Source organism: Blastococcus sp. SYSU D00669 (assembly GCF_054050715.1).
On record NZ_JBJGZV010000006.1, the window covers coordinates 56167 to 70633 of the forward strand.

Genomic DNA, 14467 nt, shown 5'->3' on the forward strand with positions numbered 1-14467 from the left:
GCACCGTCAGCCGTCGACGCGGCCGAAGACGTCGAGCACCTTGCCCGCCTGGTGGTGCGGCTTCATGCGGCGGGTCCACGGGCTGTCCGACGCCTGCTTCCACTCCCGGGTCCGCGGGACGTCCGGCGCCGTCATGTGGTACATCGCGAGGTACCGGCGCCCGAGACGGTCGGGGTTCTGCGCCCGGAACCGGCGAGCGCACAGCACGCCGGCGACGCCGGCCAGGGACGGCACGTGCTCCTCGCTGTACCAGCGGTTCCACTCCTCCTCGATCGCGGGGTCGGGGCGCAGCCGGACGAGGTAGAGGTGTCCGGCGTCGGCCGGGGCCACGAGCCCGCCGGGGTGCAGCTGCACGCAGCGGTAGACCGACGTCCGGCCCTCCCGCGTGGTGTCCGGCGCGTCGACGACCACCGGGTCACCTGGCTCCGTGGCGAGGTCCAGGGTGAGGCAGGTCTTGCCGTCGGCCGAGCGCCAGCGCTGTACCGAGAGCACCCCGGGCCGGTCGTCGCCGACCTCTGCTCCCGGGGGGCCACCGGGCTCGCCCACCGGTTCGTCGACGACGACGTGCGCGCCCAGGGGGCTCACCGCGCGCTCTCCGTCCCGGCGACGCGGCCGGTGGTGAGCGCGGTCGCGAGGCCGCCGATGTAGGAGAGCCGGCTGACGTTCCCCACGTCGCCCCCGGCGGCGAACAGACCGGGGACGGGGCTCAGCCGGACGTCGGCGGGGTCGGTGACCGACTGCGCGAGGGGCGAGCTCGAGGAGGACCGGCGCAGCACGCGCATCGCGTCGTCGACGGCGAGCCCGCCCATCGTGGCGGTGATCGACGCCTTGACCGAAACCGCGTAGAACGGCGGACGGCGGAGGGGGAAGCGAAAGCGGGAGCGCCCGGGTGTGTGCGGGCCGGCGGTACCGCTGTCGCCCGCGCAGAGCTGGTCGTACTCCTCGAGCGTCTGCCGGACGGCTGCGGCAGGCACGCCGCAGGTCGCCAGGCCGTCGGCGAGTTCGTCCCAGGAATCGGCCACGACGACGTGCCCGCCGTGTGCCCGTGCGCGGTCGACGACCACGCGCGTCACGCTCTTGCCGGCGGTCCGTGCCCGCCCGGCCACGTCGTCGTCGAACAGGTAGAAGCCCCGGCCCTCGGGCCGGCGCGCCAGGCGCTGGTTGAGCACCTCCTCGCCGGTGCCCTCCGACTCGTCGGCGAACCGGCGCCCGCGCAGGTCGATCGCGATCGAGCCCTGGCCGTAGCCCTGGGTGACCTCGCCGAACTCGATCTGCCGGAACCGGGCCGGCGGAGCCGTCATCGCGTGCCCGTAGAAGGTGTCCAGCCCGGGCGAGGCGGCGGCACCGACCGCCGTCGCGGCGAGGAAGGCGTCGCCCGTGCTCCAGGGGTTCGCGCGCAGGTACAGGTGGTCGGCCCCGGCGACGTAGCGGGTGAGCAGCTCCGGGTTGCCCTGGAAGCCGCCGGTGGCGAGCACCACGGCGTCGGCCCGGAGGACGGCCGTCGCGCCGTCGGCCGTGGCCACCCGTGCACCCACCACCCGACCGGCGTCGTCCTGGACGAGCGAGTCGAGTGCGGTCTCCGTGCGCAGCACGCCACCGAGCGCGGTGAACCGCTCCTGCAGCGCCGCCAGCGCCTGGGCGGGCTCGACCAGCTGCCCGAGGCCACGGATGCCGCTCTCCCCCGAGACGTCGGCCCACCCGCCGTGGGCGAGCTCGGCCGAGGGCTCCGCGGTGGTGAACCGGACGCCCTGCTCGCCCAGCCACCGGCGTGCCGCGGGCGTCCCGTCGAACACCAGCTCCTGCAGCACCGGGTCGCCGTCCGGCACCGCCGCGTGCAGCTCGGCGAGGTCGGCGAACGTCCAGATCAGTCCACCGGAGAGGGCCGTCGACCCGCCGATCGCGCCCGACTTCTCGCACAGCACGACGTACGCACCGGCCTGCAGCGCGGTCACCCCTGCGGTGAGACCGGCGAGCCCCGCTCCGAAGACGACGACGGTCCGCTCCACACGCCACCTCGGCCCTCGCCCGGTCGGGGGCCGGGACGGACCCCGACCGCTCGGAACGCCGCGAAGCTAGCAGCGGCACAGCCGTCGGACAGCTCCCGTGTTCCGCTCTCAGGAACCCCCGCCCGGTGTCCCGCTCAGCGGTATGGCGGGCACGTCCGGGCCGGTCGCAGCGGACATACTCGCGCCACCCCGGAGCAGCTGGAGGGCCACGTGGACGGGATGTTCGTCGCCGGCCGGTCCGTGCCCGCCCGGGGGCCGGAGATCGAGGTCCGCGACCCCGCCCTCGGGACCACCGTGGGGATCGTCCGCGACGGCGGACCGGCGGCCGTCGACGACGCGGTGGCGGCGGCGGCGGAGGCCTTCCGGTCCTGGCGCCGCCTGCCGGGCGCACACCGCGGGGCGGTCCTCCTCGCGGGGGCCCGCGCGGTCGCCGAACACATCCCGGAGCTGGCGCCGCTGCTGACGGCGGAGCAGGGCAAGCCGCACCACGAGTCGGAGCTGGAGCTCTCCCGCTTCGTGCGCACGCTCGAGCACTACGCCGGGCTCGGCCGCAACCTGCGCGGGCAGTCGGTGGCCGATCTCGACGACGGCGCGACCGGGCACGTGCTCACCCGGCCGCTCGGCGTCGTCGGAGTGCTCGTGCGCTGGAACTTCCCTATCACCCTGCTCGGCAAGAAGCTCGGCCCGGCGCTGGTCACCGGCAACACCGTCGTCGCCAAGCCCGACGAGTCGACGCCCCTGGTCACCTTGCGCGTCGCGGAGATCATGCAGGGAGCGGGCCTGCCCCCTGGCGTCCTCAACGTGGTGACCGGGTACGGCGAGACCACCGGCGCGGCTCTGGCCGCCCATCCGGGCGTCGCCATGGTCGCGTTCACCGGCTCCGACGCCCACGGTGCGGAGGTCATGGCCGTCGCCGGGCGCCGGCTCGCCCGCACGACGGCGGAGCTGGGGGGATCCGACCCGCTGATCGTCTGCGCCGACGCCGACCTCGATCGGGCCGTCAGCGCGGCCAGCTGGGGCCGCTTCTTCAACTGCGGCCAAGGCGTGCTGGCCGTCAAGCGGGTGTACGCGCACGCGTCGGTGTACGACCGCGTCGTCGCCGGCCTCGCCGACAAGGCCGGCCGCCTCGTGCTGGGGCCGGGGGACCGGGAGGGCGTGCAGATCGGCCCGCTGCACGGCCGCGACGTGCGCGACCGCGTCCTCGCGCAGCTGGAGTCCTCGGTCGCCGCCGGGGCACGGGTCGTCGTCGGTGGCGAGGTGCCGACCGGCCGACCCTACGACGACGGCTGGTTCCTCCGGCCAACGGTGGTGGTGGACGCCCCTCACGACTCACCGGTCGCGACCGAGGACACCTTCGGCCCGCTGCTGCCGGTGTGGCCGTTCGACGACTTCGACGAGGCCGTGGCGCTCGCGAACGCCTCCCGCTACGGCGGCGCCGCCTCGCTGTGGACCCGGGACCTGACGGCCGTCACCGAGGCGGTGGAGCGGATCGAGACCGGCTACCTGTGGGTCAACACCCCGACGCGGGTCTACGACGAACTGCCGTTCGGCGGCACCAAGGGCACCGGCCACGGCAAGGACCACGGCCTGGAGTCCCTCGCCTTCTACCAGGACGTGCGATCGGTCGTCCTGCACGGCTGACGCCGAACGGCTCCCCGGCGTCAGCGCCCGGCGGGCGTGACGTGCGCCAGGACGTCCGCCGCGACGTCGACGTCCTCCAGGTTCCACAGCGCGGACAGCAGCGAGCCGCAGGCGGCCGTCCCCAGGACCGGTTCCACCAGTGACCGGAACTTGTCCGAGAGCCGGTCGTCGGACATCGGGTTCTCCGGCGAGCCGATCGGCGCCGGCTGGTGGCAGGTGTAGGTCGCCCCCGACGTGGTGCGCACCGTCAGCACCCCGCCGAAGCTGCGCCACTTCTCCGCGTCTATCCGGGGGTCGACGTGCACCTCGATCCGCCGGGCGAGGGCGGCGACCTCGCCGTCGCGGAGGTCGTCCGGGGTGACCGCACGCAGCCGGTCGGCACCGTGCCGAGCGGCCAGCGCGAGGGCGAACCGCATGCTGAACTGCGCCCCGAGCGGGTCGGTGGGGACGACGATCGTGCCGACGGCCTCGACGGTGACCGAGCTGGTGCCCACGCTCATCGAGTCGATGTCGGCGACGGTCAGCCCGTGCGTGGCCATCAGGTGCTCGAGCGCCTGCAGCGGCGCGTGGATCCGGTACTCGGCGAAGTAGCCCTTGGGCCCGGCGCCGTCCAGCAGCCAGGTGTCGCCGAGACCGTCGACCAACCGGTCGACGTGCTGCCGGTCCGCGAAGGCCTCCAGGAAACCCCGGTTGCCCTCGAGGACCGCCACCGGGCCGGTCATGCCGTGCTGGGCGAAGTACCCGGCGCGGACACCCGCCGCCGCCCCGATGGCGGTGAGGATCCGCTTCACCGACCCCCCCGACTCGGTGTACTCCATCTGCCCACCGCTGTGGCTGCCCGCGATGGCCAGCGCGTGCCGTGTGCCGTCGGCGTCCAGTCCGAGCAGCCGCGCGGCGGCCGCCGCCGAGCCGAAGGGGCCGGCCGAGACCGAGGTGTGGTGGTGTCGGGCCATCAGCAGGGGGAACCCGGCCCACGCGACCCGGAGCAGCACCTCGTAGCCCACGACGGCGGCCAGCAGCACGTCCGTGCCCCCGGTCGATCCCTGGGCCTCGGCGACGGCCAGCACCGCCGGCACGACCACGGCACCCGGGTGCGTGCGCACCCCGGTGTGGGCGTCGTCGATCTCGTTCGCCGCGCCGAAGGAGCTGTTGACGAATGCCGCGTCGTCGGGCCGCAGCCGGTGCCCGGTCGCCATGACCAGGCAGGGCCCCGAGCTGCCGAGGTCGAGCGTGGTGCGGAGGACCTGCTGCGACCAGGGAAGGTGGGCGCAGCCGATCTGGCAGCCGACCTGGTCGAGCACCGCGCGCTTGGCGAGGTGGCGGGTGGTGTCCGGCACGTCGGCGAGGCGCAGGCCGTGCGCGAACCCGGCGAGGGTCCTGGTCTCGTCCACGGGATCTCCTGACGGTCAGGGAGCCGGCCGCCGGCCGACGTGGTCCTGCAGTGCGCCGGTGGGGACGAACATCGTCGCCCGCTTGCGCCGGTGGTGCGCGCGGATCCTGATCGACCAGTCGGTGTGCGAGGCCCGCTGCCAGCGCGCGGTCTGCCGCACGCTGGGGCACTGGAGGTGGTAGACGGCGAGGTACTCGCGGACGTCCGCCGCCGCGTTCGTCGCGCGGAAGCGCCGGGCGCACAGCACGCCGGGGACCCGTGACAGCCCGCCGACGTGGTCCTCCGTGTACCACCGGTTGAACTCCTCGTCGTGTCCGGGCTCCACGTCCATGCGCACCAGGTAGAGGAACGGGGTGCTCGGCGGCGAGGGTGCGGCGCCCACCTCGATCTCCTCGACCCGGTACCGCTCCACGGTCGCCGCGTGCCGGGTGGTGGCGTCGCGCACGAGGTCCTCCCACGCGCCGTCGCCCCGCGACCCGGCCGCGCCGGCGTCCACTGCCGGCAGCCGCAGCCGAGCCGCCACGTGCGTCGAGTCCGCCGCCACCCAGTGGGCCGTGGCGTCGTCACGGCCATCGCGGAGACCTGGCCGGTGCGGCAACGAGCAGAAGGAGGCGTCCCACGCCTCGCAGGTCAGCTCGGGTGCGGACACGACCTCGATGGAGCCTTCGGGTTGCTGAGCCACGATCGTGATCTCCCCTGGAGCGGCGTCCGGCCGGGCCGACGTGGCCCGGCCGGACGCGGGGTGGACGCCTACTCCCCGGCGAAGACCGCCGGGCGCTTCTCGAGGAACGCGCTCATCCCCTCGGTCTTGTCCCTGGTCCCGGCCGCGCTGCCCGACAGCACCGCCTCCAGGTCGAGCGCGGACTCCAGGTCGACGTCCATCCCGGTCCGGACGGCCTGCTTGGTCCAGCCGATGCTCAGCGGGGCGTTGACGGCGAACTCGGCGACCAGCGCCTTGGCCGCCTCCACGACCGTGCCGTCGGGCACGACCCTGCTGACCAGGCCGATGCGCTCGGCGTAAGCGGCGTCGAAGGTGCGGGCGGTGAACATCAGCTCCAGGGCGACCGACCGGCCGACCAGGCGGGGCAGGCGCTGGGTGCCGCCGATCCCGGCCACCGAGCCGATCCTGGCGCTGGTCATGGCGAACCGGGCGCCCTCCGCGGCGTACCGGATGTCGGCCGCCATGGCGATCTCCAGGCCGCCGGTGTAGCAGTGACCGCTGATCGCCGCCACGATCGGCGTGAGGCTGCGCTCCATCCGGTGCGTCAGCTCCCGGAACATCCGGCCGTGGTGGACGAACTTCGCCGCTGAATCCACCTGCAGCGCCTCGTTCAGGTCGGCGCCTGTGGAGAAGGCGGTATCCGACCCGGTGAGCACGATCCCGCGGACCGCCGGGTCGGCGTCCAGGCGCGCCAGCGCGTCGACGACCTCACCGATGAGCTGCGCGCTGAGCGCGTTGTGCTTGGCGGGTCGGGCGAGCCGGATGATCCCGGCCGGCCCGTCGACCTCGCACTCGATCGTCGCGGGCTCCACGCCGTCCTCCCTCCCCGTCACGCCGGCCGTCGCGCCGCTCACTCGCGGCGGAACTTCCGGTAGTCCGGGGACCGCTTCTCGAGAAAGGCGTGGACGCCCTCGAGGTTCTCCTCGTCGCCGTAGGTCATCGCGAGCAGCTCGCTACCGGTGCTGTAGGTGTTGTGCTCGAGGTCGGAGCCGTGGTTCATCAGGGTCTTGGCGATCCGGAGGCTCCGCGGGCTCTTGTCGAGCAGCTCCTGCGCCCACTCGTCCACCTCGGTGTAGAGGTCCTCGTGCGGGACCACCTTGTTGATCAGTCCCATCGCCAGGGCTTCCTCGGCCGTGTACTGGTGGCACATGAAGACGATCTCGCGGGCCTTCTTCTCACCCACGATCCGGGGCAGCACCTGCAGCGCCCCGAAGATCGGCACGCTGCCGACCCGTGGGCCGACCTGACCGAACCTCGCCCGGTCGGAGGCGATCGTCAGGTCGCACATGATGTTGAGCTCGTTGCCCGCGCCGATGCAGAACCCGTTGACCGCGGCGATCGTGGGCTTGCCGCTGGTGCGCATGACGGCGCCCATCTCCATGGTGACGCGCAGCTGCTCCCGCCCGGCGTGCACGGTGCGCTTGGCCTGGGTCTTCACGTCCCCGCCGGAGCAGAACGCCCGGTCCCCGCTGCCGGTCAGCACCATCACACCGATGCTCGGGTCGGCGGTCGCCAGCTTGAACGCGTCGCGCAGGTCCTCGTAGGTCTGCCGGCGCAGCGCGTTGAGCACCTCGGGTCGGTTGATCGTGATCCACGCCACGCCACCGCGGTCCTCGTACGTCACGTCCTCGAACTCGGTCATGCCCTACCTCTCGTGATGGATGTCGACCGCACCGACCTGCGCTGCGGCGGAACGGGGACCGACCGGGCTCACCCGGCGCGGAGCATGCCCCCGTTGACGCTGATGACCTGCCCGGTGACGAAGGAGGCGTCCGGGCTGGCGAAGTACTGGACCGCCGTCGCGATGTCGTCGGGCTGGGCGAACCGGCGCATCGGGTGGAGCTTGAGGCGCTTCTGGATGCCGTCCTCCGAGAGCATCTGCCGCATGGCGGCGGTCTCGGTGCTGCCGGGGCAGACCACGTTGACGGTGATCGCGTGGCGGGCGACCTCCACCGCGAGGGACTTCGCGAAGCCGATCAGCGCCGCCTTCGCCCCGGCGTACACCGCCTGGCCCGGCACGCCGGCCCGCGCCGCGTCGGAGCTGATGTAGACGACGCGACCGCCGCCGGCGTCGACCATGCCCGGGAGGAACTGACGGCTCAGGTCGAGGCTGGCCACGTAGTTGAGGTCGATGACGCGCTGCTGCTCGTCGAGCGACATGTCGAGGAACCGCTTGTCGGGGCTGCCGCCCTGGTTGGCCACGAGCACCTGCGGCGGTCCCCAGAGCTGCTCCACCCGCTTGGCGGCCTCGGCGATCTGCTCCCGGTCCGTCACGTCGCACCGGAAGCCCGCCGCCGCCCCGTCGTCCAGCCGCCGGGCGGCGTCCTCGGCCGCGTCCCCGTCCAGGTCGAGCAGGGCGACCCGGCAGCCCTGCGCCACGAGGCGCTTGCCGACCGCGAACCCGATCCCCTGCGCACCGCCGGTCACGACCGCGATCCGAGCGTCTCCCACGCCGACTCCTCACCGCGCGGCGCCGATGCGCCGCGCCGTCCTGTGCCACCTGTCGAGGCGGGAGCGAAGCACGGTGCGTGCGGCGGTGTCCTACGGCTGTCCAGCTGAGCGGAACCGATCGTTGGTCCGGTCCTCGGCGGCATGGCGCAATGCGTTGCGGCCGCTGGGTCCACCGGCGGCGTTCCCCACGCGAGCGGAGTCGCCCAGCATGGAGTACCCCGACATCCTGTTCGAACGGCGCGGCCCGGTCGCCACGATCTCGTTCAACCGCCCGGAGCGGCTCAACGCCTTCAGCATGGACCTGCTGACCAGCGCGCTGCGCGCCCTCGAGGAGGTCCGCAGGGACCCCGAGCTGCGCGTCGTCGTGCTGACCGGGGTGGGCCGGGCGTTCTGCGCCGGGGCCGACGTCAAGCGCATCCACGAGGAGCGGGAGTCCGGGAGGCCGGACTCCCTCGGGTTCGAGCAGGTCCAGCTCGCGCAGAACCTGCTGCTGGCCCTGCACCGGTTCCCGAAGCCGGTGCTCGGCGCGCTCAACGGGGTGGCCGCGGGCGCGGGCTTCGAACTGAGCCTGGCCTGCGATCTGCGGATCGCCGCGGAGTCGGCGTTCGTCAAGGAGGCCGCCATGGGCGTGGGGCTGGTCGCCGGCGACGGGTCGGCGTGGTTCCTGCCGCGCCTGGTGGGTCTGCCGCGCGCGTTCGAGATGTTCATGCTCGAGGAGCGCATCAGCGCCGCCCGCGCCGCGGAGTTCGGGTTGGTCAACAGGGTCGTGCCGGACGAGGAGTTCCGCGACGCCGTCGACGAGTGGGCCGCGGTCCTCGCGGCCCGGCCACCGATCGCGATGGCCCTGACCAAGCAGGCGATCGTCAACGGTCTGTCCCGCTCGCTGCCGGAGACCCTGCTCGAACTGCGCGAGTCGGTCGTGACGACGCTGGCCACCGCCGACTACGTGGAGGGGTCCAACGCCGTCCGCGATCGCCGCCCGCCCAAGTTCGAGGGGCGCTGAGAGGTGGACGCCGTGGCAGGGGAGGGGTCCCCGGGGGGGCAGCTGCTGCGTGGGTTGACCGTCGTCGAGCTGGCGGTCGAACCTGATCTGGCCATGTCGCTCGCCGGCAAGCTCCTGGCCGATCTCGGCGCCGACGTCGTGGTGGTGGGCGCCGCCGTTCCGGAGGACGACGACTCGGCACCTGCGGCCGAGCGGGAGTGGCGCCACCTGCAGCGGCTGGTGGCGGCGGGGAAGAGCGTGCACCCGCCGGTCGCCGACGCCGGCCCGCTGCTCGCCCGGGAACCCGTCGCCCGGCTCGTGCGGGAGGCCGACGTCGTCCTCGCCCCACCCGCCGAGCTCGCCGCCCGCCACGGGGCGGGACACGACGCCCTGGTGGCGCTGAACCCCGACGTCGTCCTCGGGGTGGCCGCACCGTTCGGCGACGACCCGGCGTTCGCCGGCTGGCGCTCGAGCGACCTGGTGCTGCAGGCGATGGGCGGCATGCTCAGCACCACCGGGCAGCCCGGCGAGCCACCGACCCGCATCGGTGCCCGGGTGGCCGACCACCTCGGAGCCCTCTACCTCGCGCTCGGCACGCTCGCGGGGATCGTGCGGCGCAACCGGCTCGGTACGGGACGGCGCGTCTCGGTGTCGCTGGTCGACTCCCTGGTGTCGTCGCTGAACAACTTCGTCGCCGAGTACACCGGCAAGGGGCACCTCCCCCCTCCGCTGGGCAACCGGCACCTGGCCTCCAGCCCGTGGAACCTGTACCCGGCCGCCGACGGCTACGTCGTCATCTGCCTCATCACCGATCGGCAGTGGGACTCGCTGGCCGGCCTGATGGGACACCCGGACCTGGTCGGCCACCCGGACTTCCACGGCCAGCACAACCGCCGCCCCCGTGCCGACGAGATCGACGCCCTCGTGACCGCGTGGACCGAGCGGCGCACGGTCGAGGAGATCGTGACCGCGCTCGGGGAACGCGATGTCCCGTGCGGGACCATCGCGTGGGTCGACGACGTGCTGACGGACCCGGCGCTGTACGAGCGCGGCCTGCTGCGCCGGAGTCCCGCGGGCGAGGTGGCGCTCGGGCCGCTGGTGCGCATCGCCCGAGAGGTGGAGGCGGGGCCCGACCGTCCTGCGTCGGCCTTCGAGGGGCGCGGGGATCCCGCGCGAGGGCCCCTGGACGGGCTGCGGGTCGTGGAGATCGGCGTGGCCGCGGCGGGACCTGTGTGCGGTCGCATCCTGGCCAACCTCGGCGCCGACGTCGTGAAGATCGAGCCGGCGGGAGGAGAGGTGGGGCGCCGGGTACCGCCCCAGGTGGGGACGACCTCGGCCGTGTTCCACCTCAACGGCGGCGACAAGCGCAGCGTCTGCCTGGAGCTCACGTCCGAACCGGGGCGGTCGATCGCGCGGCGGATCATCGAGCGCGCCGACGTGGTGGTGGAGAACCTCGCCCCCGGGCGGCTGGCGTCGTGGGGTCTGGACCTCGCCGACATCCTGCCGCGCAACCCCGGCCTGATCTGGACCTCGGTGACCGGGTTCGGCCAGGCCGGCGCGGGGCGGCGAGCGCGTGCGTACGACACGGTCGTGCAAGGGGCGTCCGGTCTGCTCTCCGTCACCGGGTTCCCCGACGGGATGCCGACCAAGGCCGGCATCTCCCTGTCGGACTTCTTCGGCGGTGTGTCCGGCGCGTTCTCGACGATGGTGGCGCTGGTGGCACGTCAGGCCGAGCGCTCGCGCGGCGAGGCGCCCCGGGGCCGGCACGTCGACGTCTCGATGTACGCCACCACGGCGTGGACCTCCCTGGCGGCCTGGCCGCCGTACCTGGTCCACGGCGAGCGGCCGGTGCGTTCCGGCAACCAGGACAGGTACGAGTTCTGGCAGGGCCTGCTGACGTGCACGGACGGCACCGCCGCGGTGACCGTGCACGACGAACGCGACGCCGCGGCGGCCGCCGGGCTGGTCGAGGTCCCGGTGACGGACGCGGTGTCGTCCGGGCGCGCGTTCGAGGAGTCGGTGCTGCCCGCCCTGGAGAAGTGGGCGGGGGAGCGGTCGGTCGACGAGGTGGTCCGGCACCTGCAGGGCCTGCCGCTCGCCGCCGGCCCGGTCCGCACCGTGCCGGAGCTGCTGGGCGACCCCGGTCTGCGGGAGAGGGCCGTCCTCACCACGGCGGTCCACCGGTTCGACGGCGAGGTCGCCGTCATGGGGACGCCGGTCCGCTTCTCCGACGTGCCGGTCCACGTGCCGCGGCCGGCGCCGGTGCTGGGTGCGGACACCCGGGACGTGCTGCGCACGGTCGGCTTCTCGGACGGCGAGGTCGAGGAACTGCTGCGGGACCCGACCGTCGTGCAGGCGTGAGCCGCACCGCCGGTCCCGTAGTCGTTCCGGCCACCGGAACCGGGCGGTGGGACGCACCCGCGACCCCCGCCATCGTCGTAGGCCCACCGAGCCGGACCCGAGGAAGCACATGACCCAGGTGCGCACCCCATCGGAGCTGCCCGACCACCGGCGTGCGCTGGTGGTCGAGGCGGCCGATCGTCTGGCGGTCGCGGCCCGCAGCCGCGTGCCGTGCCCACCCGTCCGCGACCTCATCGGCGCCGAGGACGTCGTGGCCGCCTACGCGGTGCAGCAACTGTCGACGCGTCGGCGTCTGGCCGAGGGCGCACGGGTCGTCGGCCGCAAGATCGGGCTCACGTCGCCGGCCGTCCAGCGGCAGCTCGGAGTGGACCGCCCGGACTTCGGTGTGCTGTTCGACGACATGGACGCGACCGGCCTGCCGGACGTGCCCTCGGAGCGGCTGCTGCAGCCGAAGGCCGAGGCAGAGGTGGCGTTCGTGCTCGGCCGGGACCTGGACGACGGCCCGCTGGACGTCGGACAGGTGCGGGGGGCGGTCGACCACGCGGTCGCCGCGCTCGAGATCGTGGACAGCCGGATCGCCGGTTGGGACATCACGTTCGGCGACACGGTGGCCGACAACGCCTCCAGCGGCATGTTCGTCCTCGGGAACCGGCGCCTGTCGCTCGACGAGTTCGAGCCGGTCAGGGCGCGCATGCGGATGACGCTGCACGGAGCGGTCGTCTCCGAAGGGACGGGGGCCGCCTGCCTGGGCGACCCGCTCGCCGCGCTGGCCTGGCTCGCGCGGACCGCGCTCGAGGTCGGCGATCCCCTCCGGGCCGGGCAGGTCGTCCTGTCCGGCGCACTGGGTCCCATGGTGGCCACGCCACCGGGATCGGTGGTCCGCGCGGAGATCGGCGCACTCGGCGCGGTCACCGCGACGTTCTCGGGAGAGGGGCAGCGGTGAGCAGGACCAAGGTGGCGGTCATCGGGTCGGGCAACATCGGCACCGACCTGATGATCAAGGTCGCCCGGCACTCGGCTGTGCTGGAGATGGGTGCGATGGTCGGCATCGATCCCGACTCGGACGGTCTGGCCCGAGCGCGTCGCATGGGGGTTCCGACGACGGCGGGCGGCGTCGACGGCCTGATCGCGATGGACGGCTTCGACGAGATCGCGATCGTCTTCGACGCGACGTCGGCCAAGGCGCACATCGCGAACGCCGAGAAGCTGGCGCCGCACGGCAAACGCCTGGTGGACCTGACGCCCGCGGCGATCGGCCCGTACGTGGTCCCGCCGGTCAACCTCGATGCACATCTCGCTGGGGACGCGACCGACCTGAACATGGTGACCTGCGGCGGCCAGGCGACGATCCCGGTCGTCGCCGCGGTCGCCCGGGTCACGCCGGTGCCCTACGCCGAGATCGTCGCCTCGATCGCGTCGCGCTCGGCCGGTCCGGGCACGCGCGCCAACATCGACGAGTTCACCGAGACCACCGCGCACGCCCTCGAGGTCGTCGGCGGCGCCGGCCGGGGGAAGGCGATCATCGTCCTCAACCCGGCCGACCCGCCGCTGATCATGCGCGACACCGTCTTCTGCCTCGTCGGCGACGCCGACCAGGACGCCATCCGCTCCTCCGTGGCGGAGATGGTCCGGACGGTCGCCGAGTACGTCCCCGGCTACCGGCTGAAGCAGGAGGTGCAGTTCACACCGGTTCACGACGGCGATCCCGTGCACACCCTGGTGCCCGACGGGTCGGGGCCGGTGACGACGAAGGTCACCGTGTTCCTCGAGGTGGAGGGCGCGGCGCACTACCTGCCCGCCTACGCCGGGAACCTGGACATCATGACCTCGGCGGCCCTGCGGGTCGGCGAGAGCATCGCCCGCCGGCTGACCAGCGCGGTGCCGGCGTGAGCGTCGACCTGTACGTCCAGGACGTCACGCTGCGGGACGGCATGCACGCCGTCCGGCACCGGATGAGCCCCGAAGACGTCGGCCGGATCGTCGCGGCCCTGGACGCCGCTGGTGTCGACGCCATCGAGGTCGCGCACGGGGACGGGCTGGCCGGGAGCAGCCTGAACTACGGCGCGGGCAGTCACACCGATTGGGAGTGGATCGAGGCCGCTGCGGCGCACTGCCAACGCGCCGTGCTGACCACCCTCCTGCTCCCGGGCATCGGCACCATCGCGGAGCTCCGGCACGCCTACTCCCTCGGCGTCCGGTCGATCCGGGTGGCCACGCACTGCACCGAGGCCGATGTCGCGGCCCAGCACATCGCCACCGCACGAGACCTGGGGATGGACGTCTCCGGCTTCCTCATGCTGAGCCACATGGCGCCGGCCGCCGAACTGGCCAGGCAGGCGGCGCTGATGGAGTCCTACGGAGCGCACTGCGTGTACGTCACCGACTCCGGCGGCCGGCTGACCATGGACGGCGTCCGCGAGCGCGTGCGGGCGTACCGCGACGTGCTGCGGCCGGAGACGCAGATCGGCATCCACGCGCACCAGAACCTCTCCCTGGCCGTGGCCAACTCGGTCGTGGCAGTGGAGGAGGGCGTCACCCGGGTGGACGCCTCCCTCGCCGGGCACGGGGCGGGCGCGGGCAACTGCCCGATCGAGCCGTTCGTCGCCGTGGCGGACCTGCAGGGCTGGCAGCACGGCTGCGACCTGTTCGCCCTGCAGGACGCCGCCGACGACCTCGTCCGGCCGCTGCAGGACCGGCCGGTCCAGGTCGACCGCGAGACGCTCACGCTCGGCTACGCCGGTGTCTACTCCAGCTTCCTCCGGCACGCCGAAGCGGCCTCGCGGCACTACGACGTCGACGTCCGGAGCATCCTCGTCGAGGTCGGTCGCCGGCGGCTGGTCGGCGGCCAGGAGGACATGATCGTCGACATCGCCCTGGACCTGCAGGCGGCGCGCAGCGCCCCCGTGGCCTAGTCC

The 14467-nt window shown here is 73.6% G+C and carries 13 protein-coding genes; 6 read left to right on the forward strand and 7 right to left on the reverse strand.

Features of this window, described 5'->3' with window-relative positions; genetic code table 11:
- Nucleotides 1-6: 6 nt before the first annotated feature.
- On the reverse strand, nt 7-585 hold the full coding sequence (locus tag ACI8AF_RS06430) for a hypothetical protein (RefSeq protein ID WP_456538852.1): 579 nt from the start codon (nt 583-585) through the stop codon (nt 7-9).
- Complete coding sequence (locus tag ACI8AF_RS06435) at nt 582-2006, reverse strand: FAD-dependent oxidoreductase (RefSeq protein ID WP_456538853.1); 1425 nt, start codon at nt 2004-2006, stop codon at nt 582-584. Before ACI8AF_RS06435 ends, ACI8AF_RS06430 begins: the two co-directional genes overlap by 4 nt.
- 219 nt (nt 2007-2225) lie before the next feature.
- On the opposite strand from ACI8AF_RS06435, the gene ACI8AF_RS06440 reads away from it, so the two are divergent.
- Nucleotides 2226-3647, forward strand: a complete 1422-nt coding sequence (locus ACI8AF_RS06440) for an aldehyde dehydrogenase family protein (RefSeq protein WP_456538941.1) — start codon at nt 2226-2228, stop codon at nt 3645-3647.
- A gap of 20 nt (nt 3648-3667) precedes the next feature.
- On the opposite strand, the gene ACI8AF_RS06445 is transcribed toward ACI8AF_RS06440, so the two are convergent.
- The 5 genes from ACI8AF_RS06445 to ACI8AF_RS06465 form a co-directional block, all read right to left on the reverse strand.
- Nucleotides 3668-5038 carry an MmgE/PrpD family protein gene (locus tag ACI8AF_RS06445; RefSeq protein ID WP_456538854.1) on the reverse strand — a complete coding sequence of 457 codons (1371 nt, stop codon included), beginning with the start codon at nt 5036-5038 and terminating at the stop codon, nt 3668-3670.
- Between the two features lie 15 nt (nt 5039-5053).
- Nucleotides 5054-5686: a hypothetical protein gene (locus tag ACI8AF_RS06450; protein WP_456538855.1), complete on the reverse strand. Its 633-nt coding sequence runs from the start codon at nt 5684-5686 to the stop codon at nt 5054-5056.
- A 101-nt stretch (nt 5687-5787) separates the two neighbouring features.
- Nucleotides 5788-6570 carry an enoyl-CoA hydratase/isomerase family protein gene (locus tag ACI8AF_RS06455; RefSeq protein ID WP_456538856.1) on the reverse strand — a complete coding sequence of 261 codons (783 nt, stop codon included), beginning with the start codon at nt 6568-6570 and terminating at the stop codon, nt 5788-5790.
- A gap of 38 nt (nt 6571-6608) precedes the next feature.
- Complete coding sequence (locus ACI8AF_RS06460) at nt 6609-7400, reverse strand: enoyl-CoA hydratase-related protein (RefSeq protein WP_456538857.1); 792 nt, start codon at nt 7398-7400, stop codon at nt 6609-6611.
- A 68-nt stretch (nt 7401-7468) separates the two neighbouring features.
- Nucleotides 7469-8209, reverse strand: coding sequence for an SDR family NAD(P)-dependent oxidoreductase (locus ACI8AF_RS06465; protein WP_456538858.1), 741 nt, complete (start codon nt 8207-8209; stop codon nt 7469-7471).
- 208 nt (nt 8210-8417) lie between these two features.
- Between ACI8AF_RS06465 and ACI8AF_RS06470 the strand changes: the two genes are divergently transcribed.
- The 5 genes from ACI8AF_RS06470 (at nt 8418) to dmpG (ending at nt 14464) form a co-directional block, all read left to right on the forward strand.
- Complete coding sequence (locus tag ACI8AF_RS06470) at nt 8418-9212, forward strand: enoyl-CoA hydratase/isomerase family protein (RefSeq protein ID WP_456538859.1); 795 nt, start codon at nt 8418-8420, stop codon at nt 9210-9212.
- 12 nt (nt 9213-9224) lie between these two features.
- A complete protein-coding gene (locus ACI8AF_RS06475) occupies nt 9225-11552 on the forward strand; it encodes a CaiB/BaiF CoA transferase family protein (protein WP_456538860.1) in 2328 nt (775 codons plus the stop codon).
- Between the two features lie 109 nt (nt 11553-11661).
- A complete protein-coding gene (locus ACI8AF_RS06480) occupies nt 11662-12495 on the forward strand; it encodes a 2-keto-4-pentenoate hydratase (protein WP_456538861.1) in 834 nt (277 codons plus the stop codon).
- A complete protein-coding gene (locus ACI8AF_RS06485) occupies nt 12492-13442 on the forward strand; it encodes an acetaldehyde dehydrogenase (acetylating) (RefSeq protein WP_456538862.1) in 951 nt (316 codons plus the stop codon). The genes ACI8AF_RS06480 and ACI8AF_RS06485 overlap by 4 nt, the downstream gene beginning before the upstream one ends.
- On the forward strand, nt 13439-14464 hold the full coding sequence (gene dmpG, locus ACI8AF_RS06490; RefSeq protein ID WP_456538863.1) for a 4-hydroxy-2-oxovalerate aldolase: 1026 nt from the start codon (nt 13439-13441) through the stop codon (nt 14462-14464). The genes ACI8AF_RS06485 and dmpG overlap by 4 nt, the downstream gene beginning before the upstream one ends.
- Nucleotides 14465-14467: the final 3 nt, after the last annotated feature.